The 24,550-nt window shown below is 66.6% G+C and carries 24 protein-coding genes (1 of these 24 cut by a window edge); 18 read left to right on the top strand and 6 right to left on the bottom strand.

Features of this window, described 5'->3' with window-relative positions; genetic code table 11:
* Positions 1 to 27: 27 nt before the first annotated feature.
* From ACU0AG_RS11795 to ACU0AG_RS11775, 5 genes are all read left to right on the top strand, one after another.
* A complete protein-coding gene (locus ACU0AG_RS11795; protein WP_482782477.1) occupies positions 28 to 909 on the top strand; it encodes an MBL fold metallo-hydrolase in 882 nt (293 codons plus the stop codon).
* A complete protein-coding gene (locus ACU0AG_RS11790; RefSeq protein WP_482782476.1) occupies positions 894 to 1,580 on the top strand; it encodes a DUF4230 domain-containing protein in 687 nt (228 codons plus the stop codon). The genes ACU0AG_RS11795 and ACU0AG_RS11790 overlap by 16 nt, the downstream gene beginning before the upstream one ends.
* A gap of 90 nt (positions 1,581 to 1,670) precedes the next feature.
* On the top strand, positions 1,671 to 2,672 hold the full coding sequence (nadA, locus tag ACU0AG_RS11785) for a quinolinate synthase NadA (protein WP_482782475.1): 1,002 nt from the start codon (positions 1,671 to 1,673) through the stop codon (positions 2,670 to 2,672).
* 63 nt (positions 2,673 to 2,735) lie between these two features.
* The gene (locus tag ACU0AG_RS11780) at positions 2,736 to 2,915 is read left to right on the top strand and encodes a hypothetical protein (RefSeq protein WP_482782474.1); all 180 of its coding nucleotides are present in this window, start codon (positions 2,736 to 2,738) and stop codon (positions 2,913 to 2,915) included.
* 55 nt (positions 2,916 to 2,970) lie between these two features.
* Positions 2,971 to 3,264, top strand: a complete 294-nt coding sequence (locus ACU0AG_RS11775; RefSeq protein WP_482782473.1) for a GIY-YIG nuclease family protein — start codon at positions 2,971 to 2,973, stop codon at positions 3,262 to 3,264.
* A 40-nt stretch (positions 3,265 to 3,304) separates the two neighbouring features.
* On the opposite strand, the gene ACU0AG_RS11770 is transcribed toward ACU0AG_RS11775, so the two are convergent.
* A complete protein-coding gene (locus ACU0AG_RS11770; protein WP_482782472.1) occupies positions 3,305 to 4,204 on the bottom strand; it encodes a DMT family transporter in 900 nt (299 codons plus the stop codon).
* A gap of 70 nt (positions 4,205 to 4,274) precedes the next feature.
* On the opposite strand from ACU0AG_RS11770, the gene ACU0AG_RS11765 reads away from it, so the two are divergent.
* Complete coding sequence (locus ACU0AG_RS11765; RefSeq protein WP_482782542.1) at positions 4,275 to 5,387, top strand: alkene reductase; 1,113 nt, start codon at positions 4,275 to 4,277, stop codon at positions 5,385 to 5,387.
* A gap of 135 nt (positions 5,388 to 5,522) precedes the next feature.
* Here ACU0AG_RS11765 and ACU0AG_RS11760 read toward each other — a convergent pair whose 3' ends face one another.
* On the bottom strand, positions 5,523 to 5,828 hold the full coding sequence (locus ACU0AG_RS11760) for a hypothetical protein (protein ID WP_482782471.1): 306 nt from the start codon (positions 5,826 to 5,828) through the stop codon (positions 5,523 to 5,525).
* The gene (gene lipB / locus ACU0AG_RS11755) at positions 5,825 to 6,514 is read right to left on the bottom strand and encodes a lipoyl(octanoyl) transferase LipB (protein ID WP_482782470.1); all 690 of its coding nucleotides are present in this window, start codon (positions 6,512 to 6,514) and stop codon (positions 5,825 to 5,827) included. Before lipB ends, ACU0AG_RS11760 begins: the two co-directional genes overlap by 4 nt.
* Before the next feature lie 88 nt (positions 6,515 to 6,602).
* On the opposite strand from lipB, the gene ACU0AG_RS11750 reads away from it, so the two are divergent.
* Positions 6,603 to 7,451 (top strand): glycerophosphoryl diester phosphodiesterase membrane domain-containing protein, encoded by an 849-nt coding sequence (locus tag ACU0AG_RS11750; protein ID WP_482782469.1) that lies wholly within the window; start codon positions 6,603 to 6,605, stop codon positions 7,449 to 7,451.
* Between the two features lie 8 nt (positions 7,452 to 7,459).
* Positions 7,460 to 8,809 (top strand): MFS transporter, encoded by a 1,350-nt coding sequence (locus ACU0AG_RS11745; protein WP_482782468.1) that lies wholly within the window; start codon positions 7,460 to 7,462, stop codon positions 8,807 to 8,809.
* A 76-nt stretch (positions 8,810 to 8,885) separates the two neighbouring features.
* On the opposite strand, the gene arsC is transcribed toward ACU0AG_RS11745, so the two are convergent.
* Positions 8,886 to 9,230 (bottom strand): arsenate reductase (glutaredoxin), encoded by a 345-nt coding sequence (gene arsC / locus ACU0AG_RS11740; protein ID WP_482782467.1) that lies wholly within the window; start codon positions 9,228 to 9,230, stop codon positions 8,886 to 8,888.
* A gap of 152 nt (positions 9,231 to 9,382) precedes the next feature.
* Between arsC and ACU0AG_RS11735 the strand changes: the two genes are divergently transcribed.
* The gene (locus ACU0AG_RS11735) at positions 9,383 to 11,545 is read left to right on the top strand and encodes a TonB-dependent receptor (RefSeq protein WP_482782466.1); all 2,163 of its coding nucleotides are present in this window, start codon (positions 9,383 to 9,385) and stop codon (positions 11,543 to 11,545) included.
* 4 nt (positions 11,546 to 11,549) lie between these two features.
* Here the strand turns inward: ACU0AG_RS11735 and ACU0AG_RS11730 are convergent, their stop codons facing one another.
* A complete protein-coding gene (locus ACU0AG_RS11730; protein WP_482782465.1) occupies positions 11,550 to 12,098 on the bottom strand; it encodes a (2Fe-2S)-binding protein in 549 nt (182 codons plus the stop codon).
* Positions 12,099 to 12,118: 20 nt separating this feature from the next.
* Complete coding sequence (locus tag ACU0AG_RS11725; protein ID WP_482782464.1) at positions 12,119 to 12,883, bottom strand: class II aldolase/adducin family protein; 765 nt, start codon at positions 12,881 to 12,883, stop codon at positions 12,119 to 12,121.
* 93 nt (positions 12,884 to 12,976) lie between these two features.
* Between ACU0AG_RS11725 and ACU0AG_RS11720 the strand changes: the two genes are divergently transcribed.
* From ACU0AG_RS11720 to ACU0AG_RS11680, 9 genes are all read left to right on the top strand, one after another.
* Positions 12,977 to 14,344, top strand: a complete 1,368-nt coding sequence (locus ACU0AG_RS11720) for an MATE family efflux transporter (RefSeq protein WP_482782463.1) — start codon at positions 12,977 to 12,979, stop codon at positions 14,342 to 14,344.
* A 60-nt stretch (positions 14,345 to 14,404) separates the two neighbouring features.
* Positions 14,405 to 16,885, top strand: coding sequence for a chemotaxis protein CheA (locus ACU0AG_RS11715; RefSeq protein WP_482782462.1), 2,481 nt, complete (start codon positions 14,405 to 14,407; stop codon positions 16,883 to 16,885).
* Entirely contained in the window at positions 16,882 to 17,340 is a 459-nt protein-coding gene (locus ACU0AG_RS11710) for a chemotaxis protein CheW (protein WP_482782461.1), read from the top strand. The genes ACU0AG_RS11715 and ACU0AG_RS11710 overlap by 4 nt, the downstream gene beginning before the upstream one ends.
* A 55-nt stretch (positions 17,341 to 17,395) precedes the next feature.
* The gene (locus ACU0AG_RS11705; RefSeq protein WP_482782460.1) at positions 17,396 to 17,761 is read left to right on the top strand and encodes a response regulator; all 366 of its coding nucleotides are present in this window, start codon (positions 17,396 to 17,398) and stop codon (positions 17,759 to 17,761) included.
* On the top strand, positions 17,758 to 18,912 hold the full coding sequence (gene cheB, locus ACU0AG_RS11700; RefSeq protein ID WP_482782459.1) for a chemotaxis-specific protein-glutamate methyltransferase CheB: 1,155 nt from the start codon (positions 17,758 to 17,760) through the stop codon (positions 18,910 to 18,912). The genes ACU0AG_RS11705 and cheB overlap by 4 nt, the downstream gene beginning before the upstream one ends.
* Positions 18,913 to 18,921: 9 nt before the next feature.
* Positions 18,922 to 19,776, top strand: a complete 855-nt coding sequence (locus tag ACU0AG_RS11695) for a CheR family methyltransferase (RefSeq protein WP_482782458.1) — start codon at positions 18,922 to 18,924, stop codon at positions 19,774 to 19,776.
* A 112-nt stretch (positions 19,777 to 19,888) separates the two neighbouring features.
* Complete coding sequence (locus tag ACU0AG_RS11690; protein WP_482782457.1) at positions 19,889 to 21,415, top strand: putative bifunctional diguanylate cyclase/phosphodiesterase; 1,527 nt, start codon at positions 19,889 to 19,891, stop codon at positions 21,413 to 21,415.
* On the top strand, positions 21,412 to 23,214 hold the full coding sequence (locus ACU0AG_RS11685) for a methyl-accepting chemotaxis protein (protein WP_482782456.1): 1,803 nt from the start codon (positions 21,412 to 21,414) through the stop codon (positions 23,212 to 23,214). Before ACU0AG_RS11690 ends, ACU0AG_RS11685 begins: the two co-directional genes overlap by 4 nt.
* Before the next feature lie 84 nt (positions 23,215 to 23,298).
* Positions 23,299 to 24,550: the 5' portion of a methyl-accepting chemotaxis protein gene (locus tag ACU0AG_RS11680; protein ID WP_482782455.1), read on the top strand. It continues 611 nt past the right edge of the window; the window shows 1,252 of its 1,863 coding nt (coding positions 1–1,252); it begins with the start codon at positions 23,299 to 23,301; its stop codon lies beyond the right edge, outside the window.

Here is a 24,550-nt window from a genome sequence, read left to right as displayed (position 1 = left end):
GCTCGAGGCGAACGGCAATAGGCAGTGATGGTCACCATCCCCCCACAACCCTGGCCCACCGGCCTTGCCGAAGATGTCGAGCCGCTGGTCAAGCGCGTGCTCGCACCCAATCCCTCGCCCTATACCTTCACCGGCACCCAGACCTATGTGGTGGGGATGGCCGACGGGCCGGATTGCGCGGTGATCGATCCGGGACCGGACGAGACCGATCACATTGCCGCGATCCTCGCCGCCGTGGGGCAGCGCAGGATCCTTGCGATCATGTGCACCCACACCCACCGCGACCACTCCCCCGCAGCCGCGCCGCTGGCCGCCGCGACGGGCGCGCCGATTGTCGGCTGCGCGCCGCTGGTGCTGCAAGTCGCCGGGCCGCGTTCCGACGAGGCGTTCGATCCGAACTATGCCCCAACCCGCGTGCTGGCCGATGGCGAAGGGATGCGCGGCACCGGCTGGACGCTGACCGCGGTGGCGACGCCGGGCCATACCTCGAACCACCTGTGCTTCGCGCTGGAGGAATCAGGCGCGCTGTTCACCGGCGATCACGTGATGGGCTGGTCAACCAGCGTCGTGATCCCGCCCGATGGCGACATGGGCGATTACCTCGCAAGCCTCGAAAAGCTGATGGCGCGTGATGATGTGCGCTATCACTCGGCCCACGGCGCGGCGATCGAGAAGCCGAAACAGTTGGTGCGCGGCATGATCGGGCATCGTCGTCAGCGCGAAAACCAGATCCTGCGCCTGCTGGGCGAGGCAGCGCGGCCCGCGAGCGGCTTTATCCCCGAGATGTACAAAGGCCTCGACCCGCGGCTGGTCGGAGCGGCCGAGATGAGCGTCACCGCGCATCTGATCGATCTTGAACGGCGCGGGATGGCTAGACGCGAGGAAGGTGGGATATGGAAAATAATCTGAACCAGGCACCGGAACCAGCACACCAACAATTGTCTAGTCACACCCACACCGGATGGCTCAGAGCGCGTGGCGAAACGATCCTTATGCTGTTGGTCGCTGTATCGCTCGCTGCGGCCAGTTACTTCGGTTGGCGGGCTTTCTTCTACAAGGAAGAAGGTGATCCCGTTGCGAGCGCGGCAGGCAGTTTTGAGCGGCGCAATGACCTCATTGTGATGACCTATCGGTTTCAGGTGCCGACTGAAGCGCTAATCGCTGGACCGGCGGGCATATCTTTGTTTGAGCGGCGCCAGTTCATGATCATCCCCGCCCAGATAGATTACCGTCTTGAGCTCTCGAAAATCACCGAGTCCAACATGAGCTGGGATAAGGAGCAGCAAGTCTTTACCGTGACCCTGCCGCCGCTTCGCGTCTCTAAGCCCAACCTCGACGAGGCCAAGGCGCGCGTATTCACGGACGGGGTATGGGTCTCGCGCGATGATGCTGAGAGCCTTGCCCGCAAGAACTCGCAGATCGCCGAGCGAAAGGCGATTGAGTATGCAAAGGACAAGGAAATACTCGGCTTGGCCCGCGCGGGAGCCCGCGAGGCCGTGCGGGAAAATCTGGGGGCAGTGCTGCGAGTGACAGGTTATGCCGATGCCAAGATCGAAGTCAGGTTCAAGGGAGAAAGCTAGAGCGACCCTTCGGCAAGGCCGCGCTTTTCACTCGAAAATCGCAGGACAGCCCCTATATCCCGAAGACCTGTCCAACAGCGGGATTGCCCCATGAGCCTTGTCACCAAAGTCCCCACCGGCGCCGATCTGCTGGCCGAAATCGACCGTTTGCGGAAAGAACGCAACGCGGTGATCCTCGCGCATTATTACCAGACGCCGGACATTCAGGACATCGCCGACTTCGTGGGCGACAGCCTCGAACTCTCGCGCAAGGCGGCGGCGACCGATGCCGACGTGATCGCCTTTTGCGGGGTCAAGTTCATGGCCGATACCGCCAAGATCCTCAGCCCCCACAAGACCGTGATCCTGCCCGACATGGACGCCGGATGCAGCCTTGAAGACAGCTGCCCGCCGGAGAAGTTCCGCGCCTTCCGCGAGGCCCATCCCGATCACATCGCGCTGACCTACATCAACTGTTCCACGGAAGTGAAGGCGCTCAGCGACATCATCGTCACCTCGTCGAGCGCCGAGACGATCCTTGCCCAGATCCCGCCCGAACAGAAGATCATCTTCGGCCCCGACCGGCACCTTGGCGGCTATCTGGCGCGGAAATTCAACCGCGAAATGCTGCTGTGGCCCGGCGTGTGCATCGTCCACGAGGCGTTCAGCGAGACCGAACTGCTGAAGCTGAAAGAGCAATACCCCGGCGCGCCGATCGCCGCGCACCCCGAATGCCCGCCGACGATCATCGACCACGCGGACTATGTCGGATCGACCAGCGGCATCCTGAATTTCGCCAAGACCTTCCCCGGCGACACCCTGATCGTCGCGACCGAGCCGCACATCATCCACCAGATGGAAAAGGCGCTCCCCGAAAAGACCTTCATCGGCGCCCCCGGCGCGGACGGGAACTGCTCGTGCAACATCTGCCCCTACATGGCGCTGAACACGATGGAGAAGCTGTATGTCGCCCTGCGCGATTTGCAGCCGCAGATCGAAATCGAGGAAGGCATCCGCCTGAAAGCCAAGCGCAGCCTCGATAGGATGCTGGACATGGCGAGCGGGACTGTGGGCATGGGGGACCTGGGGAAGGTTGCGTTTTCAGGCGATTAGCGCGCTATTTGCCGTCAGGGAAGGCAAATAGCGCGCGCCCTGACGACCCCATAAATTAGGCGCATGAACAAGCACGAAGCCGCAATCACCCTCGCCCTGATCCGCGCCAACCGCCCATCGCTGGCGTTCCTTTTTGCCGTGATAGCGAAGCTGCCTTGGCGTTCCATCATCGGCATTGGCGCTGCAACCGCCCTAGGTGCCAGCTTTCGCTGGCATGACGTGGTGTGGCGCTTGCTCTCCTAATCCGTCACCCCAGCGAAAGCTGGGGCCTCGGGCGACCATGTGCTAAGCTCCTGAAATGGAGCGCGGTGGCTACGTCTACATTATGACCAACAAGCGCTATGGCGTGCTTTACACCGGCGTGACCGCAGACCTTGCCGCACGCGTCACGCAGCACCGCGATGGCAAGGGCGGCGCGTTCACTTCGAAATACAGGTGCACCCGCCTGGTCTATGCCGAACATCACCCGACCATCGAGAGCGCTATCGCCCGCGAGAAGGCGATCAAGGCGTGGCAGCGGATGTGGAAGATCGAGGCGATCGAAAGGCAGAACCCGTCCTGGGACGATCTCTTCCTCACGCTCAACGCATAGCCGCCCTGGGCCCCAGCTTGCGCTGGGGTGACGACAGTGGCTAGGCCCGCGCCCGCGACACCGCCAAAGCCGCGCCCACCAGCACCATGCCCGCAATATCCAGCCCCGACAGCACCTCGCCGAACACCATCCAGCCGTAGAGCGAGGCGATTGCGGGTTGGGTCAGCAGGGCGAGGCCCACCACCAGCGGCGGGAAATAGCGCAGGGCGTAGACCAGCAGCCCCTGCCCAACCAGCTGGCTGGCGATGAACAGTCCGATCACCGGTGTCCAGTCGGTCGGCCACACCGGCTCGCCCAGTGCGATGGCAATCGCCAGCAGCACCGGACAGCCGAACAGGCTCACCCACACCAGCAGGCTCCACGATCCGAACGCCCCTCTCGCCCCCTGAAGGGTGATCAGATAGACCGCGTAAAGCAGCCCGGCGGCAAGGCAGAACAGGTCGCCGATCAGGGTCGCCTGACTGATTTCGAGGCTCCGCCCCATCAGGATCGCCGCGCCCGCCAGCGCGAAGATGATCGCCAGCCACTCCAGCCCCTTCGGCAGCATCCGCGCCGCGATGAAGCCCCAGAACAGCAGCACGATCGAACCCGCATTGCCGAACAGCGTCGCATTGCCCAGCCGCGTCATGCCGATGCCGATGTGCCAGCTGGCCAGATCAAGCGCGAAGGTCACCGCGCCCAATGCCACCAGCCCCAGCGTCCGCGCCCCCATGCCGGTCAGGCGCTGGCCGTTGACCTTTGCCAGCAGCACAAGGAAGGGCAGCGCCAGAAACAGCCGCCAGAACCCGGCGGAAACCGGCCCGGTATCGGCCTCGCGCACAAACCACGGCCCCAGCGCCAGCGCGATATTGCCCGCCAGCAGCGCCGCCAGCAGCAGCCACGCCGCCGGCCTCGGCACCTCGCCTGCAAGCTGTTGTTTGGCTGCCCCGTCATTTTCCATGCTTGCGCCCTAGCCTCCCCGCCCCCAAGTGGATAGCCAATCAAAACTGACCGACGAGGATTACCCACATATGCACGACATCCTGTTCCAGCCGCTCCAGATGGGGGCGCTCCATGCCAAGAACCGCATCCACATGGCCCCGCTCACCCGCGGGCGCGCTGCCGAGCCGATGTTTGTCCCCAACGAGTTGATGGCGCTGTATTACCGCCAGCGCGCGGGCGCAGGGATGATCCTGACCGAAGCGACCGGCATCAGCCGCGAAGGCCTCGGCTGGCCGTCTGCCCCCGGCATTTGGAGCGATGAACAGACCGAAGCGTGGAAGGCCACCACTAAGGCCGTGCACGAGGAAGGCGGCCTGATCGTCATGCAGCTGTGGCACATGGGCCGGATCGTCCATCCGGTGTTCCTCGATGGCCAGCCGCCCTTCTCGGCCAGCGCCACGCAGGCTCCGGGCGAGGCGCACACGCCGCAGGGCAAGCAGCCCTATGCCGTGGCCCGCGAAATGACCCACGAGGACATCCGCCGCACCATCGCCGATTACCGCCGCGCTGCCGAGAACGCCAAGGCGGCGGGCTTTGACGGGGTGCAGCTGCACGGCGCGAACGGCTACCTTGTCGACCAGTTCCTGCGCGACAAGACCAACCTTCGCACTGACGAATATGGCGGTAGCCCGGAAAACCGCACCCGCTTCATGCGCGAAGTGCTCGAAGCGCTGATCGACGTGTGGGGCGCGGACCGCGTCGGCATCCGTCTGTCGCCCAACGGCGATTCGCAAGGCACCGATGACAGCAACCCGCCCGCGACCTTCGGCGCGGCTGCGAAGGTATGCGAGGAACTGGGCCTGGCCTTCGTCGAACTGCGCGAGCCGGGGCCGGATGGCACCTTCGGCCAGACCGACGTTCCCAAGCAAAGCCCGCTGATCCGCCAGATCTACACCGGCAAGCTGATCCTCAATTCGGATTACACCGCCGAGGAAGCAGCTGCCGATGTGGCCAGCGGCAAGTGCGACGCGGTGAGCTTTGGCCGCCCCTATATCTCCAACCCCGATCTCGAAAAGCGGATCGCGGCAGGCGCGCACTGGAACCCCAACAAGGATGTGCCCAAGAGCTGGTACTTCCCGATTCCCGAAGGCTATGTCGATTACCCGACCCTCGAAGAGGAACAGGCGCAGGCAGCGGAGTAAGGGTCACCGCATTTCCCGTCACCCCAGCGGAACCGAAGGTGGCCGAAGGCCTACGCTGGGGCCTAGGGCCTCATTGCACAGCGCTTGCGGCCCTAGGTCCCGGCTTTCGCCGGGATGACGAATGAGGCGATAGCTTTACTGCTGCGGCTGTTCAGCCGCAGCCGTTGCAGCCGGTGCCGCTTCCACCGCTGGGGCGTCCTCGGGCGCCAGTTCGCCCGACACTTCGGGCTGCTCGGCATCGATATCCTTGGGCGAAGGCCCCTGCCGCGGCGCGAGCGGGGCCTGCGATTCGAGCTGGTCGAGCGGGATCATCGCATCGCTGATTTCCCCGCCCAGCACCTCGCCCGCTGCCTCACCGCCCTGTTCGGCAGGTGCATTGGCGGCCTGATCGGTGCAGGCAGCGGCCAGCAGGGCCAGCGTCAGGATCGCGGTGCGTTTCATCGGCACGCTCTTTTCGCTGCGGCGTCGAGCGCGTCAAGGAAATCGTCGCTCGTCGCCACCAGCGCCTCGTCCCATTGCTGCGCCGAAACCGAAAGGCCCAGCTTCGCCAGACTGGTCACGCCATATTCGGCGATGCCGCAGGGCACGATCCCGCCGAAGTGGCTGAGGTCCGGGTCGAGGTTCACCGAAAAGCCGTGCATCGTCACCCAGCGCCGCACCCGCACGCCGATGGCGCCGATCTTGGCCTCGCTGCCGTCGACATCGCGGGTCCAGATGCCGACGCGGCCTTCTGCCCGCCAGCTTTCCACGCCAAACGTCTTGAGGGTGGCGATCACCCAGCCTTCGATCGCGTGGACGAAGCAGCGCACGTCCTTGCCCCGCTCGGCAAGGTTCAGCACCAGATAGCCGATCCGCTGGCCCGGCCCGTGATAGGTGTAGCGCCCGCCGCGCCCGGCCTCGACCACCTCGAAGCGCGGATCGACCAGCTCGGCGGGATCGGCGCTGGTGCCTGCGGTGTAGACCGGCGGGTGTTCGAGCAGCCAGATCAGTTCCGCCGCCTCGCCCGCGTGGACGGCGGCGTTGCGCGCCTCCATCGTGGCCAGCGCCTGCGCATAGGCCACGGGCGCGCTTTCGCGCCGCCATTCGATGGGCGATCCCAACAGACTTGCAGGAGCCGTGCTTGCCATGCCGCACCGGTGGGGGCATTGATCGCCGAGATCAAGAGGCGATTGCACCGGGATCGTCGGGGCGGCCTTTGGATGAAAGGGATCGTAGATGGCGCATCACAAGCTCGACATGGGGAAAGCCTGGACGCAGGCGACCGGACTGATCGGCAGCAACCGCGATACGGTCGGCGCGATTGCCGGGCTGTTCTTCTTCCTGCCCGCACTGGCGCTGGCGCTGTTCGCGCCGGAGCTGGTCTCGCCCGAGCCCGCGGCCCCTCCGGGCACGGATCCGCAGGTGGCGATGGAGGCGATGATGGCGCAGATCACGCAGGCCTATGCCGATAACTGGCCGGTGTTCCTGGTGATGACGATCGTGCAGTTCGCCGGATCGCTGGCGCTGCTGGCGCTGCTGACCGATCGCGGGCGGCCGACCGTGCGCGAGGCGCTGATGATCGGGATTGCCAGCATGATCCCCTATCTGCTGGCGCAGCTGATCAGCTCGCTGGCCATCGCGCTGGTGATCGGCGTGCCGATCGGCCTGATCGCCGCCGCCGGATCGCCGGCCGCCGCGGTGCTCGCGGGGATCGTGCTGGTGGTGATCGGTATCTACATGTTCATCAAGTTCACGCTCACCGCGCCGGTGATCGCCATCGAGGGCGAGCGCAATCCGCTGAAGGCGCTGGGGCGGTCGTGGCGGCTGACCAAGGGCAATTCCTTCCGCATCGCCGCCTTCCTGTTCCTGCTGTTCTTCACCATCGGTATCATCGCCGCGCTGGTTTCGGGGATTTTCGGGCTGGCCGTGTCGGCGCTGGGCAAGGATATCGCCGCCATCGGCAACGGCGTGGTGAGTGCGCTGGTGAACAGCGGGATCGGGGTGATCTTCCTTGTGGTGGTCGCCGCGATCCATCGCCAGCTGGCCGGCCATTCGCCCGAAGGCCTCGCCGCGACCTTCGAATAGGCCGCCGCATGGCCGGTAGCGCGCCGCAACCCGCCGACACCGCCGCGCGGACGGGCGCAATCCCGCCCGCGCGCATGGCATTGCTGTTCATGGTGATGCTGGTGACCGCGGCGGGCAACACCGCGATGCAATCGGTGATGCCCTCGATCGGCACGGCGCTGAAGGTCGATGATGTGTGGATCAGCCTTGCCTATTCGTGGTCGGCGCTGTTGTGGGTGGTGTGCGCGCCGTTCTGGGCGCGGCGGTCCGACCAGCGCGGGCGCAAGGCGATGATGGCGCTGGGGCTGGCGGGCTTCATCGTCTCTTTCGCGCTGTGCGGAGTGGCGCTGTGGGCCGGGCTGGCGGGCTGGATGACCGCGGTCTGGACGCTGATTGCCTTCGCCGCGGCCCGCAGCCTTTACGGCGGGTTCGGCAGCGCCGCGCCGCCTGCGGTGCAGGCCTATGTCGCCTCGCGCACCCCGCGGGCTGAACGCACGCAGGCGCTGTCGCTGATCGCGTCGAGCTTTGGCCTTGGCACAGTGATCGGCCCGGCGCTGGCGCCGCTGATGGTGGTGCCGTTTCTGGGGCTGGGGCTGACCGGGCCGTTCCTGTGCTTTGCCGCGATCGGCGTGATCGCGCTGGTGCTGCTGCGCTGGCGCCTGCCCAATGACGAGCCGCAATTCGCCGCAAGAGGCGAAGCGGTCGCCTATTCGTCGAGCGGATCGGGCGCGCCGGTCGATCCGCAGGAAAGCGCCGAGACCGATGAAGCGGGAGAACCGCCGCGCTTGTCATGGCGCGATCCGCGCCTGCGCCCGTGGGTGTTTGCGGGGCTGGTGGGCGGCCATGCACAGGCGATGGTGCTGGGGATTTCGGGCTTTCTGGTGCTCGACCGGCTGGGCCTGCGCGACAGCCCTGCCGAGGGCGCGGGGCCGGTCGGCCTGGTGCTGATGAGCGGCGCGATTGCCACGCTGCTGGCGCAGTGGGGCCTGATCCCGCGCTTCGACCTTGGCCCGCGTGCGGCAACCCTGTGGGGGATTGCCGCCGCCGCTTTCGGCACGGCGGTGCTGGGGATGGCGGGCGATCTGCACCTGATCGCGCTGGGCTATGCCATCGCCTCATTGGGCTTCGGGCTGTTCCGCCCCGGCACCACCGCCGGCACCTCGCTCGCCGTCACCCGCGCCGAACAGGGGCAGGCGAGCGGCATCGTCGCCAGCCTTGCGGGGGCAAGCTATATCTACGCACCTGCCCTCGGCGTCTGGCTTTACGGCCATTCGGACTGGCTCGGCTTCGGGCTGATCGTGGCGCTGTGCGGCCTCGTGCTGGTGCACGGGTGGTTCAAATTGCAGGCTGACAGAGATTTGACCAAAGAGCGGGCCTGACCTTCTCCCGTTCGCCTCGAGCGCAGTCGAGAGGCCGGTTACAGGTGTCTCGACTGCGCTCGACACGAACGGTGATCTACAAAATCTCCAGCACAATATCCTGCGGGCGGCAGAGCCTCACGCCCTTGTCGGTTTCGACCAGCGGGCGTTCGATCAGCACCGGATCGGCAACCATCGCGGCGAGCACCGCCTGATCATCGGCATCCGGCAGGCCGCGTTCGACGGCATCCGTGCCGCGCAGGCGCAGGCCCTGCTGCGGCGTGATCCCGGCATCGCGGTAAAGCTGGGCCAGCTTTTCGGCGGTCGGCGGGGTTTTCAGATACTCCACCACAGTCACTTCGACCCGGCTGAGGTTTTCGAGGATCGCGAGCGTCTTGCGCGAGGTCCCGCATGCCGGATTGTGCCAGATCGTCGCCTTCATCCTTGCGCTCCTGCTGCTGCCGTCGGGCGGGCCAATAGGCCTGCTTCGGCAGAATTGCCACAGTTTGATGATTATCAATTTCATCCCGATCACGGGCTTGCAGATGCGAATAATTTGCAATAGCTGGCACCCGCCATCGAGAAAGGTACCCCATGATTCTTCGTTCCGCCCGCAACGTCCTGATGCTCGGCTGCGCGGCCATCGCCTTCCCCGCGCTCGCCGAAACCACTGCAAGCGCCGACAGCGCAGCTGCGGATGCTGCGGCGGCTGATGCGGGCGAAAGCGGCCCGAACATCGTCGTCACCGGCGAAGTGCTGTTCACCAACCAGATGAACGCGACCAAGACCCCCACCCCGATCATCGATGTGCCGCAATCGCTCAGCATCACCACCGCTGACCAGATCGTGCGGCAGGGCTTCGATTCGGTGGGCGACATCGTGCTCTACACCCCCGGCGTCACCAATTCGCAGGGCGAGGGGCACCGCGATTCGGTGGTGTTCCGCGGCGTGCGTTCCACCGCCGATTTCTACGTCGACGGCGTGCGCGATGACGTGGAATACTACCGCGGGCTCTACAATCTCGAACAGGTCGAAATCCTGCGCGGCCCCAATGCCCTGCTGTTCGGGCGCGGCGGCACCGGCGGCATTCTCAACCGCGTGACCAAGAAGGGTGTGGTCGGCGAAACCTTCACCGGCGTGCGCGCTTCGCTCGACACCTTCGGCGCCTATGACATCTGGGCCGATCTCAACCTTGCCACCAGCGAGACCACGGCGCTGCGCATCAACGCCGCCTATGAACACCTCGACAACCACCGCGATCTGTTCGACGGCGAACAGATCAGCATCAACCCCACCTTCCGCGCCGAAATCGGCAGCCGGACGGTGATCGATCTGTCCTACGAATATCTCGACCACGAACGCTTCATCGATCGCGGCATCCCGACCGATGACAATGGCGATCCGGTGCGCTTCCTCCAGCGCATCACCTTCGGCGATCCGGACAACAACTACGCCACCTTCAAGGCCCACGTGCTGCGCGGCATGGTGCAGCACAGCTTTTCCGATAGCCTGAAGGCGAACTTCACCGCCTCTTTCGGCGATTACGACAAGACCTACGCCAACTATTTCCCGGTCGGCTACAACCCGGCGACCAACATCGTGGCGATGGATGGCTATATCGACAATGGCCAGCGCCAGAACCTGATCCTTTCGGGCAATCTGGTGGGCGAATTCGAAACCGGCGGGATCGGCCACACGCTGATCGTGGGCGGCGAGTTCATCGACACCAGCAACAACAACGACCGCTTCAATTCGGTGTTCGATACAGCCGTCGCCGATGGCCGCCGGGCGGACGTTGAATTCTTCAGCGCGACGCGCCCCTTCCCCCTGCGCGGCGGGGTCGGCACGCTGGCCGATGGCCGCACCACGCGGGTCGGCTTCACTTCGCTGAATGACGATACCGAAGCCGATCTGACCGTGTTCTCCGCCTATATCCAGGACGAGATCAAGGTGGCTGACTGGCTGCGGCTGGTGCTGGGCGCGCGGTTCGATTCGTTCGAGATCACCGTGCTCGACAACCGCAACGGCGTGGTGCGCACCCGCAAGGATGAAGAGATCACCCCGCGCCTCGGCGTGATCCTCAAGCCGCAGGACAATCTTTCGATCTACACCAGCTATTCGGAAACCTTCCTGCCGCGTTCGGGCGACCAGTTTGCCGACATCAACCCGCCCAATGATGCGCTGGATCCGGACACCTTCTCGAACCTTGAGGCAGGGATCAAATGGGACATCCGCCCCGGCCTGTCGCTGACCGCAGCGGCGTTCGAGATCGAACAGTCCTCGCCCCAGCCGGCTGACAACAATCCCGATACGCTCGATGTGATCGATTCCAAGATCCGCGGGTTCGAGGCGCAGTTGCAGGGGCAGGTCACGCCGGGCTGGTTCCTGTCGGCGGGCTATTCCTATCTCGACGGCGAACAGCAGAGCCGCACCGGCCCCACGGGTCGCCGGTTACGCGAATTGCCCGAACACATGTTCGCGATCTGGAACAACTTCCAGGCGACCGACAAGCTCGGCTTCGGGCTGGGCCTGACCGCGCAGGACGAAACCTTTGCCGACAACGGCAACACCGCGACCCTGCCCGCCTATGCGCGGGTGGACATGGCGGTGTCATACCAGATGAACGACAATCTGCGCTTCCAGATCAATGTCGAAAACCTGTTCGACGAACTCTATTTCCCCAACGCCCACTCCGCCGACGAACTGACGGTGGCCCCGCCGCTCAATGCGCGGTTCACGATTGTGGGGCGGTTCTGACCACCTATTCCGGCGCTGTCACGCGCAGCGCCGGAACCGCCTTGGCGGCGTCCTCGGCGCTGATGCCGGGGGCGGGGGCGGCGCTGATGCGTTCCTGCCGCTGCGCGACGCGCCCCGCCTGCTCCACCGCCTTGTAGAGCCGCGGGTAGACCCCGCAGCGGCAGATATTGGGGATGGCGGCGGCAATATCCTCGCGGGTGGGCGCAGGGTTGCGCTGGATCAGCGCGGCCGCCGCGATGACGATGCCGGGGGTGCAATATCCGCACTGGATCGCCCCTTGCGCCACCATCGCCTGCTGCACGGGGTGCGAGCGGTCCGCCGAAAGCCCCTCGATCGTGGTGATGATCCGCCCCTCGGCCTCGGCCAGCGTGATCGCGCATGACCTGAGCGCCACGCCATCGACCAGCACCATGCACGCGCCTGCGCAATCCGCCCCGCCACCGCAGGCCTTGGTGCCGGTGAGGTTCATCGCCTCGCGCAGCGCGTAGAGCAGCGGCATGCGGGGATCGAGGTCGAACTCGACCGGCCGCTCGTTGACGGTCATGCGGGACATCGCGGGCCTCGGCTAGCCGCTTACTGGCGCCAGCTGTCGTCGATCTTGTCGACCCGGCGCTTCCACGCCTCGAAATCGAACAGCCCGGCGCCGCCCTGCCCGCTCATCACCGAAAGATCGCGCTGGTGCACGTCGATCACCTCCTGCGGGACCAGCACCGGATCGCCCATGCCCAGCGTCGCGACCTGGATTTCGCAGGCGCGCTGCAAGGCCCACATCTTGACGAACATGCCCTGGATGGTGCGGTCCATCACGACAGGGCCGTGGTTGCGCAGCATCAGGATGGTGTGGTTGCCAAGGTTCTGCACCAGCCGCTCGCCTTCCTCGGGGCGCACCGTCACGCCTTCGAAGTCGTGATAGCCGATCTGGCCGGCGAAATTGCAGGCGTAGAAATTGGTCGGCAGCAGCCCGTCCTTGTGGCTCGCCACGGCCATCGTCGCGGTGGTGTGGACGTGGCAGATCGCATCGGCGCGGGCGCCCAGATGCTTGTGGAAATAGGCGTGCTGGGTGAAGCCCGCCTTGTTCACCATATAGGGCGAGCCGCCGACATTGTTGCCCTCGACATCGATCTTGACGAGGTTGCTGGCGGTCACTTCGCTGTAGAGCAGCCCGAAGGGGTTGATGAGGAAGGTATTCTCCTCCCCCGGCACCTTCAGCGAGATGTGGTTGTAGATCGATTCCGACCAGCCGAGGTGGTCGAAGATGCGGTAGCACGCTGCAAGGTCAAGCCGCGCCTGCCATTCTTCCTTGCTGCATTCGATACCGGGTTTGAGCTGGGTTGCCATGGGCCGTTCCTCTCCGTCTGCAATTGGCCGGTGCTATCGCATGCGCAGGGAATGCTTTGCAAGCCGCGCAGGCTGCGGCTAGGCCGGAACGCAATGAACGCCCCGTCCCCCTCGTCCGCGAAACTCGTCAGCGGCAGCATTCCGGGGCATCTTGTCGGCCAGACCCTGCCGATGGTGATCGGGGTGGCGGCGATCATGTCGATCGGGATCGTCGATGCCTATTTCATCGGGCAGCTGGGCAGCGATGCGCTGGCGGCGATTTCCTTCATCTTTCCGGTTTCGGTGGCGATCACGTCGCTCGGCGTGGGGATCATGGTCGGGATCAATTCGGTGGTCGCGCGCGCGCTTGGCGAAGGCGATCACGAAAGGGCGGCGCGGCGGGCCAATTTCGGGATCGTCTTCGCGCTCGCCTGCGGGGCGCTGATGGGACTGGCGCTGTGGCTGGCGATCGACCCGATCTTTGCCGCGATGAATGCCCCCTCTGCGCTGATGCCGCTGATCCGCGCCTATATGCAGCCCTATGCAGCGGGCTTCCCCTTCATCCTGCTGATCATGGGCTCCAACGGCGTGCTGCGCGGACAGGGAGAGGCGAAGCGCACCAGCACCATCTCGATCGCCTATGCCGCCGCCAACTGGGTGCTCGATCCGCTGCTGATCACCGGCGCTTTCGGCATCGAAGGCTTCGGCATGGCGGGCGCGGCCTATGCCACAGTCATCGGCTGGGCGATCGGCGTGGGCCTTGCGGTGTGGCTTATGCGCAGCACCGCACTGCCGCTGAACCTTGCCCTTCTGCGCGATTGCAGCCTGATCGATCCGGCCAAGGCGATCATCAAGGTCGGGCTGCCGGCGGCGTTCTCCAATGCGATCAACCCGCTCGGCCTGTCGGTGCTGACCGCGCTGGTGGCGCTGGAGGGCGAGGCGGCGGTGGCAGGCTTCGGCGCGGCGGGCCGCCTGCAAAGCTTCGTGATCGTCCCGCTGCTCGGCCTGTCGGGCGCGATCGGGGCGATCGTGGGGCAGAACTGGGGCGCGGGCCGGTATGACCGGGCGCGCGAGGCGGCGCTCTATGCTGCCGCCTTCTGCATCGTCTGGGGGCTGGCGGTCGCCATCGCGATGATCGTGGCGGGCGAGCAGTTCGCCCGACTGTTCACCGATAGCCCGGCGGTGATTGCCGAATTCGCGCTCTATCTCGAAATCGCGGCATGGGGCTATGCTGGGTTCGGGCTGCTGATCGTCGGCAACGGGATCATGAACGCGGTCGACCGGGCGAGCTTTGCGCTGGTGCAATCGGTGGCGCGGGTGTTCCTTGTGATGCTGCCGGTGGCGCTGGTGCTGCAACCGGGCATGGGCTCTGCCGCGATCTACACCGCCGAACTGGCGGCCAATCTGTTCGGCGCGGTGACGGCGGTGGTGCTGGTGCGCCACATCTTCCTCAAACGCGCGCCTGCGTGGGTCGCCGGGTAGGGCATTGTTAACCAAATCGGCGGCATAGCCCTTTGCGCAAGGCAAAAGGGCGCACCCCTCATGGACGATCTGCTGGCGGAATTCATCGCCGAGACGCGGGAGATGCTGGAGGCTTCGGGCGGCGAGATCGTCGCGTGGGAAGCCGATCCGGCCGATCGGACGCGCCTTGATGCGATCTTCCGCTTTGTCCACACGGTGAAGGGCAATTGCGGCTTCTTCGATTTTCCGCGCCTTGCCGCCCTGTCGCACGCGGCAGAGGATGCGCTGGCCGATTGCCGTGCGGGGCGGCGCGAACCCGATGCGGCGATGGTCACCGCGGTGCTCGCCATCATCGACCGCATTTCAGGCATGATCGACGCGATCGAGGCGGGCGAGCCCTTCCCCGAAGGCGGCGACGAGGCACTGATTGCGGCGCTGGATGTTCCACGTGGAACCGAAGGTCTGCTTGCAGAAACATCGGGCGAAACCGGGGCAGAACCCGCCGAGGTGGCGGCAAGCCCGACCTGTGAGGCGCCAGGCGACACCCCCGCCGACACGCCGGCACCCGTCCGCCGCAGTGACCAGAACGCCGCGTCGCTGCGCACCATCCGCCTGCCGGTGGAACTGCTCGACCGCGTGATGAGCGGCGTCAGCGACATGGTGCTGGCGCGCAACGATCTCGCCCACCGGCTGCGGCAGGCAGGCACCCAGCCGACCATCGACGGCCCGTTCGAACGCCTCACCGCAATCCTTTCCGACGTGCGCGATGCGATCACGCGGATGCGGATGCAGCGGATCGAAACGCTGCTCGCCGCCCTGCCTCGTCTGGTGCGCGATCTTTGCGCCGAACTCGGCAAGCAGGTGCTGGTCGATATCGATGGCGGCGAGGTGGAACTGGACCGCGAGATGATCGAGACGATCCGCGATCCGCTGACCCACATCATCCGCAACGCCATCGACCACGGGATCGAAACCCCTGCCGCGCGCCTCGCGGCGGGCAAGCGCGAACACGGCACCATCGCCATCGCGGCGCGCCAGTCGGGCAATACCATCGCGGTGATGATCAGCGATGACGGGCGCGGACTGGATGAAGACCGCATCGCCGCCAAGGCCATCGCCACCGGTCTGATCACCGCTGCCGAGCGGCCCGCGATGAGCCGCGAGCGGATCATCAACCTGATCTTCGAACCCGGCTTTTCCACCGCCGAGGCGGTCAGCAATATCTCGGGCCGCGGCGTCGGGCTGGATGTGGTGCGCCAGAACCTCGAACGGGTCGGCGGCAGCATCAAGGTCGCCAGCACGCCGGGCGAAGGCACCCGCTTCACGCTGCAAATCCCGCTGACGCTGAGCATCATTGCCGGGCTGACGGTGGAAGTGAGCGGCCAGCGCTTTGCGATCCCGCAATCCTATGTCGAGGAAATCGTCCAGTCTTCGGCCAGGGCGCTCGATCTGGCACAGCTGGGCGAGACCGCGCTGGTCACCTTCCGCGGCAACCGCGTGCCCTGCCTGATGCTGGCCGATGTGCTGGGGCTGGAAACAGGCGCCGCGGACACAACCGATCCGACGCTGGTGATGCTGCGGCTGACCGGCGGCGATCTGTTCGCGCTGGCGGTCGACCGCATCCACACCCACGGCGATCTGGTGGTCAAGCCGCTAGCCCCGGTGGTGATGAAATCGGGCCTCTACGCCGGTTCCACCCTGCTGGATGATGGCCAGCCGGTGCTGTTGCTCGACATCGCCAATATCGCCGCGCTGCACGAACTGGCGGGCGATAGCCGCAGCCGCGTGCGCGATAGCGCCGCGGACGAGCCGGCCGCCGCCACCGTGCAGGAATGGCCCCGCGCCATGCTGTTCACCGATTTTGCCGGACGCCGCTCTGCGGTGCGGTTGGAGCTGGTCCAGCGCATCGAAACCGCGCCGGTCAGCGCGCTCGACATGTCCGGCCCGCGCCCGCGGGTGGTAATCGACGGGATGATCCTGCCGCTGGTCGGCCTGCCCGACGCCCCGCTCGCCCTGCCGCGCCTGCGGCTGCTGCGGCTTGGCGATGGCGCGGGCGAGTTGCTCTACGCCGTGCGCGAAATCGAGGATGCCGTGGAACTCGACAGCGCGCTGCGCCCGGTCGCCGATGATCCGCTGGCCGAGGCGGTCACGCTGGTGGGTGGCAGGCCGGTGACCCTGATCGATGCCCACGCGCTGTTCGCGCTGCATGGCGAACGCCCGGTCGCCGCCAACCGCCCGCGCTGCACGCTGCCCGCCGACGAATGGGCGCGCACCATCCTTGCCCCGCTGGTGACCGCTGCGGGTTACGAGGTGATCGCCGAAGACGCGCCCGAAGCCGCCGATCCGGCGACCATCGCGATCGTGTCCGACGAGGTGTTCGAAGTGGCCGAACTGCTCGGCCGCGCCCCTGCCGGGCCGGTGATCCGCCTGCGCGATCATCCCGAAGCCCCCGCCGGCAGCGCCACCATCTACCGCTATGACCGCGACGCGCTGATGGCCGCGCTCGCCGCTGCCGCCCGCGGGCCCGCCCGTCAATCCGCACGCACAGGAGGCGCAGCATGACCACCGGCAACCTGCTCGTGATCGCCCGCATCGCCGGTCGCCGCTGCGCGATGAGCGCGCTCGATGTGAAATCGGTGATCGAAGTGGGCGCGATCACCCCGGTGCCGCGCGCACCGGACCACATCACCGGCATCACCGCGCTGCGCAGCCAGGCGCTGACCGTGATCGACTGCCGCCTCGCGCTCGGCTTTGCCGATGGCGGGTGGCCGACCGATCACCGCGCTGCGGTGGTGGCAGAGGGCGGCCATTCCTATGCCCTGCTGGTCGACGCGATCGAGGATATCACCACCGCCGTGGGCGATGCGGGGCAGGTGCCCGGCGGGTTCGGCAGCGCATGGTCGCGAGTGGCGACCGGCATGATCGAAACGATGATCGGCCCCGCGCTGCTGCTCGATCTGCCGGTGCTCTTGGCCGGGCCGGAGGCACAGCAGCGCGAAAGCGAGATCGCGGCTTAATCCTATGCTTACCAACTCCGCCTAGGCTGGGCGCTCGCCAATGCAGGAACCGCCCATGAAAACGTGTCTGATCGTCGATGATTCGCGGGTGATCCGGAAGGTTTCGCGGCATATCCTCGAAACCCTCGGCTTTACCGTGGACGAGGCCGAAAACGGCAAGGTGGCGCTCGACATGTGCGAGAGCGCGATGCCCGATGTCGTCCTGCTCGACTGGAACATGCCGGTGATGACGGGGATCGAATTCCTCGTCGCGCTGCGCCAGCGGCCCGGCGGCAACGCGCCCAAAGTGGTGTTCTGCACCACCGAAAACGATGTCGCGCACATCCGCGAGGCGATAAGCGCGGGCGCGGACGAATATGTGATGAAGCCGTTCGATCACGAAACGCTCCAGATCAAGTTGCAGCTCGTCGGGTTTGCGTGACCCGCACCCCGCCCCCGTCCCCGCCACGCATCCCGCTGGCCCCCGGAGCCTCCCGCCCGTTTGCCCATCGCGGCGCGGCGGCGGCGATCCGGGTGATGATCGTCGATGATTCGCTGACAGTCCGCACCATCTTCAAACGGATGGTGGAAAGCGATCCGGCGATGGTGATCACCGGCACGGCCAGCAGCGCGGAAGGCGCGCTGGCGCAGCTGGCCGCGACGCCCGCCGATGTGGTGCTGCTCGATCTCGAAATGCCGGGAATCGGCGGGTTGGGCGCGCTGCCCGCGATCCTTGCCACGCCCGCCTCGCCGCAGGTGCTGGTGGTTTCCTCGCTGACGGTGGACGGCGCCGAACACACCCTCGCCGCGCTGGAGATGGGGGCGGCGGACACGCTGCTGAAGCCCCGTCCGGGCGGCTTTACCGATGAATATCGCAGCCAGTTGCTCGGCAAGATCAGGGCGCTGGGCTCGCGCCGGGGCGAAACATCGGGCGAGGCGGCGCGGCTGGCCGAGCCCTCGTTTGCGCGCCCCCTGCGCAAGGCGCGCAGCTGGCGTCCCGATGTGGTCGCAATCGGCGCTTCGACCGGCGGGATCCACGCGCTCGGCCTGATGCTGCGGCGCCTGACACCGGCTTTCGAACTGCCGGTGCTGATCACCCAGCACCTGCCCGCCTCTTTCATCCCGGTCTTCGCCCGCCAGGTCGAAACCGCCTGCGGGCGCCCCGCCGATATTGCCGCCGACGGTCTCGAAATCCGCCCCGGCCGGATCGTGATCGCACCGGGCCACGGGCACCTGCTGGCCCGCCGCAAGGGTGACCGGCTGGTGGCCCAGATTTCGGCAGAACCGGCGGCAAGCGGGTGCACGCCCTCGGTCGATCCGATGCTGGCGAGCCTCGCGGATGCCTGCGACGGACGGGCGGTCGGGGTGATCCTGTCGGGCATGGGCCGCGACGGGGTGCTGGGCGCGCAGACGCTGGTCGAAGCGGGCGGCACGATCTGGGCGCAGGATGCCGATACCAGCGCGGTGTGGGGGATGCCGGGCGCTGTCGCCCGCGCCGGCCTTGCCAGCCTGATCGCTCCGCCCGAACGGCTGGGCGATGCCATCCTCACCCATGCGCTGGCCCCCGAAGCCATGCTGCGGGCCGGGCGTTAGGAGGCGGCGATGGAAGCCAGCGAAGCCTCTCACCAGATCATCGCCGATCTGCTCGCCGCGCGCACCGGCCAGCATCTCACCGAAAGCCGCCGCTGGCGGGTCAATTCGGCGCTGGCGGGGATTTTCCGCGAACACGGCATCAGCAATGTCGACCAGCTGGTGTGCCTGCTCGCCGCGCCGCCGAGCGCCGCCGAAGGGCGTGACCTGTCGCAGGACGTGGTCGAGGCGCTGCTCAACAACGAAACCTATTTCTTCCGCGACAAGCCGACCTTTGACCAGCTGCCCGCGGAAATCCTGCCCGAACTCGCCCGGCGGCGGGCGGGCACGCGGCGGCTGTCGATCTGGTCGGCGGGCTGTTCGACCGGGCAGGAAGTCTATTCGCTCGCCATGCTGTTCGCCGATCAGGCCGAACGCTGGCAGGGCTGGAGCATCGACATCCTTGGCACCGATGTCTCGCACCGCGCCATCGCGGCGGCGCGCAGCGGGCTTTACAGCCAGTTCGAGGTGCAGCGCGGGCTGGGCGTCACCCAGATGCTGCGCCATTTCGATGAAACCACCCGCGGCTGGCAGATCCGCGAGGAAGCGCGCCGCATCGCCCGCTTCCGCCAGCACAATATCCTTGGCCCCCACCCCGGCCGGGCGCCGTTCGATCTGGTATTGTGCCGCAACGTGCTGCTTTATTTCGATCCCGCCACCCGCGCCGATGCCTTTGCCCGGCTGGCCAGCGCCACCGCGCCCGACGGCTTCCTGATGCTGGGCGCGGGCGAAACCGTGGTCGGCCAGACCGATCTGTTCGTGCCCACCGCAAAGCGCGCCAGCTTCTTCGAACCGGCCCGCCCCGCGGCGCTGCGCCAGATTGCCTGAAGCGCGGCTTTACCCTTCCTTAGCCCGTTGCCTTTACCGTAATCGCGAACCCGGCGGCGATGCAGCCGTCCGGCGCGGGGAAATGGTTGTCATGTTCGCGGCGAAGCTGCCCTTGAGACTGACTCCCACCGGACTGGTGGTGCTGCCGCTCGGGCTGGTGAGCGCTGTTACCCTGGTGATCGTCACCGCCATCAGCTTCAGCAGCCGGATCGAGATCGTCTCGCCCGGTGCGCTGCTGATCTCGGCGATTCTGGTCTATGCCGCCGCGCTGTTCTTCATCGGACGCAGCGGCATCGCCAATGTCCGCGAGCTGGAAGCCCGCGTCATCACCGACAGCCTCACCCGCCTGCCCAACCGCCACGCGCTGCACGAGGATATCCAGCACCATTCGCGCGGGGACGAGGAAGTCGCGCTGGCGATGATCGATCTCGACAGCTTCAAGCAGGTCAATGATCACTATGGCCACGCCGTGGGCGACCAGCTGATCGAACAATGCGCGCAGCTGATTCGCGAGGTCTGCGGCAGCGAAGCGCGCTGTTACCGGCTGGGCGGCGACGAATTTGCGGCCATGATGACCGGCAAGGTCGCGGGCACCATCCTCGAAGGGATCTGCCGCACCCTGCTGGAACGCATGGGCACGCCGATCGCGGTGGGCGAGCGCCAGATTGCGGTGGGTGCCAGCATCGGGCTGACGCGCAGCACGTCGGACAAGCGTGTGCCATCCTCGGAAATGCTCCGCCGCAGCGATGTGGCGATGGAAATGTCCAAGCGCGGCGGCAAGATGCGCTGCACCTGGTTCAACGAGAATTTCGACCGCCGCCGCGAACGCGTGCGCGAGATCGAGGATGAAATCCGCGCCGGAATCGCTGCCGGTGAATTCACCGTGGCCTACCAGCCGCTGGTCGATGCCGAAACCAGCCGGATCGTCGCGGTCGAGGCGCTGCTGCGCTGGGAGCGGGGCGAGCGCACGCCGCTCAGCCCCAATATCTTCATTCCGGTGGCCGAGGATTCGGGCCTGATCAACCCGCTGGGCGTGTGGGTGCTGCGTCAGGCAGTGTGCGATGCCCTGCGCTGGGGCGACATCAACCTGTCGGTCAACATTTCCGCCGCGCAGCTGCGCAATCCCGAATTCCCGATCAAGCTGGGCGAGGTGCTGGAAGAAACCGGCTTCCCGCCGCACCGGCTTGAACTGGAAGTCACCGAAACCTGCCTCGTGCTCGATCCGGTGGTGGCCGAACGCACGCTGGATGTGATCCGCAGCTTCGGGGTGCGCATCGCGCTCGACGATTTCGGCACCGGCTATGCCTCGATCGGGTTCCTGCGGCGCTTCCGCTTCGAAAAGCTCAAGCTGGACCGTTCGCTGGTGGAACTGGCCGGAGTGGACGATGCCAGCCGGGCGATGATGCTGTCCTCGATCGCGCTCGCCCGCGCCATGAATATGGGGGTGACCGCCGAGGGCGTGGAAACCGCCGAACAGGCCGAACTGGTGCGGCTGGCAGGCTGCGACCAGATTCAGGGCTGGCTCTATTACCGCGCCATGCCTGCCTATGAAATCGACCGTCTGATGTTCAAGCAGCAACAGGCAGACCAGCAACAGGCGAACAGGGCGTCCGCCAACGGCGACGAGCAGGCCGCATGAGCGCGCTGCAGGACATCGCCATGAACCTCGATGCCGAAAGCGCCGGGGCCAATGCGGAAGGGGGCGCGGCAGGACCGGAGGGCGCACCGCTGCGCTTCGCCCGCCTGCGCCGCTGGTTCGACAGCCTCAGCATCGGCGGCAAGATCACGCTGTTCTTCAGCCTCAATCTCGGCTTTGCGCTTGCGGCGGGGCTGTTTGTGGTGGGCGGCTATATCGAACTCGGCAACCGCGCTGAGCGGATGCGCGCCGCGCAGGAACAGGCGCTCGCCGCCGAACGCCTGCTGGTGCAACTGGGCGAAGGGCGCCGCCATGCCGAAATGCTGGTGACCGGCGGCGACGAGCGCCGCGCCCGCGCCGCACTTTCCGCGCTGGGCAAGGCCGAAGCGGGCCTTGCCGCGCTCACTGCGGCTGCTCCGGCCCGCAATCCCGCATTGCGCGAACAGCTCGGCACGCTCCGCGCCGATCTTGCCGCCCTGTCGCGCCGGATCGCCCGTTTCGAAGCCGGGCGGGACGGGCGCGAAATCCTCGCCGCGGGCAATGCCATGGTGGCAAGCGGCACGGTTCTGGCACAGCAGGCGGGCGCGGATGCCGCCGCCCTGTCCGACCGCAGCACCGGCCTGATCAACACGCTGCTGGTGATGTGGATCGCGCTCGCGACAGTGCTGACCGCGCTGACACTGGTCTCGCAACGCTATTTCAACGCCACGGTCGGCGGCACGCTCAAGGCGATCGCCGGGCAGATGAGCCTGATTGCCGCCGGGGCGCGGGATGTCGCGATCAGCGGCAAGCACCGCAAGGACGAAATCGGCGAAATGGCCCGCGCCACAGAAATCTTCCACCGCGCCGGCCAGCGCCTCGAACGCCTCGGCCGCGAACAGGCCGAGCGCGCCCGCGCCGAGCTCGACGCGCAAACCCGCTTGCAGGTGCAGCAGGAAGAAGCGCGGCTGGAACGCGAGCGCGTGTTGCAGGGCATCGCCGACCAGTTCGAACGCACCGTGGGCGAAGTGGTGACCAGCGTGGTCGCCGCCTCCAGCCAGCTGCAATCGACCGCAACGCTGATGGCGACCACCGCCGAGGATACCAGCCACCGCACCGCCGCCGCCGCCGCCGCGATGGACGAAGCCAATAGCGGCGCGACGGCCGCCGCTGCCGCCAGCGACGAATTCGCCATGTCGATCGGGGAAATCAGCCGGCAGGCGGCATCCTCCGCCCAGCTGGCGCGCGAGGCCAGCCTGTCGGCACGGCAGGCCGACAGCACCATCGGCGCGCTGTCCGCCTCGGCCGAGGAAGTCGGCCAGATCGTCGAACTGATCCAGTCGATCGCACGCCGCACCAACCTGCTTGCCCTCAATGCCAGCATCGAAGCCGCCCGCGGGGGCGAAGCGGGGCGCGGGTTTGCGGTTGTCGCCAGCGAGGTCAAGGAACTCGCCAACCAGACCAGCCGCGCCACCGATCTGATCGCCGAACAGATCCGCGCCATGCAATCCACCACCGGCGCCAGCGTCAGCGCGCTGCGCCACATCGCCAGCCAGATCGAAAGCCTCGAAACCACCGCCGTCTCGATCGCCACCGCGGTCGACCAGCAATCGGTCGCAGGCCACGATCTGGCGCGCAGCATCGATCTGGCCGCGCGCGGCACCGAAACCGTGGCTGGCCATATCGACGAAGTGCGCGCCATGGCGCTTTCGACCGGATCGGCCGCCGCGCAGGTGCTTTCCAGCGCCACCAGCCTCGAAACCCAGGCCGCCACCCTGCGCGGCCAGGTGCAGAGCTTCCTTAACAGGGTGCGCGCCGGCTGAGCCCGCATTTCCCCCTAGCGGGCAAGCATTTGGAAAGGATTATCCTTCACAAATGCCGCAAACACAGGCTCGGGGAATTGCGGCATGAACATGATGAGCTGGCAGGAACGGCGCGAGGAAGAGGCCGTGCCCGATTTCGTCCGCGAACTGCGTTCGGACTTTGCGGTCGAGGATGATGTTACCGCCACCCCGCCGCCTGCCCCTGCCACCCGCGTCCCGCTGCTCGAGCGCATAGGCTGGTTCCGCGACCTGCCGCTGGCGGGGAAGATCAACGCGATCTTCGGCACTTTCTTCGGCGTCGGCGTGCTGATGAGCCTCGTGCTCGGCTTCGGCCTCGGCGAATTGTGGAGCCGCTACAATACTTCGGCCCGGATGCAGGCCGCCGTGGTTGCTGCCGGAGAACTGCAATCGGTGGCGGGCGAACTGCGCTATCATTCCGTTCGCGTGCTCTATGACCGCAGCCCCGCGCTGCGCGAGGCACAGCGCACCAGCGAGGCCTCGGCGCTTGCACAGGTGGCCGCCATCGAGGCGGCGCTGCCGTCGGAAGCAGCGGACCTCGCCCCCGAAATCACACGCCTGCGCGCTGAAGTCAGCGCCTTTGCGGAAGGGTTCGATACTGCCCGCGAAGCCGTGCGCGCCGGGCAGCCGGCCAACGCTGCCGCCGCCGAAGTCGACGCGCTGGGAGAGGCGCTGGTCGCTTCCGCAGCGGCGTTTTCGGAAGGACTGGCCGCGCAAGGGAAAGCGCGCGAGGCCAAGGGCATCGCCTATTTCTTCAACATGATCGTGATCCTCGCCGTGCTGGCGGTGCTGGGCGCGGGGCTGCTGGCACTGGGCCTTGCCTACCTCTCGCGCGATTTTGCCCGCCGCATCGTCGAGATCACCTCGGGCATGACGCGCCTTGCCGCAGGCGACCGCAATTTCGCAATCGAGGGCGAGGCCCGCAAGGACGAAATCGGGGCGATGATCCGTGCGCTCGACCTGTTCAAGCGCGCAAGCAAGCGGCTCGAAAGCTGGGCGCGGGAGCGCTCAGAAAAGGCCGAGCAGGAATTGCAGCTGCAAGCCGAGCGCGAGGCCGAGCGGATCGAGGCCGAAGCGAGGAAGGCCGCGTTGCTCGATGAAGTCGCCCGCCAGTTCGAACGCACTGTCGGCGATGTGGTGAGCGGCGTGGCAGCAGCCTCCAGCCAGCTCCACACCACCGCCAGCCGCATGGCCCAGAGCGCCGAGGAAGCCAGCCGCCGCACCGGCGAAGTCGCTGCCTCGATGGAAGAAGCCAATGCCGGCGCCACCGCTGCGGCTGCCGCGAGCGATGAATTTGCCCTCTCGATCAGCGAGATCA

It is taken from the genome of Erythrobacter sp. RANMB8, from assembly GCF_056848235.1.
The sequence above is the reverse complement of the archived record's forward strand: the minus strand, read 5'-3'. Positions and strand labels throughout refer to the sequence as shown.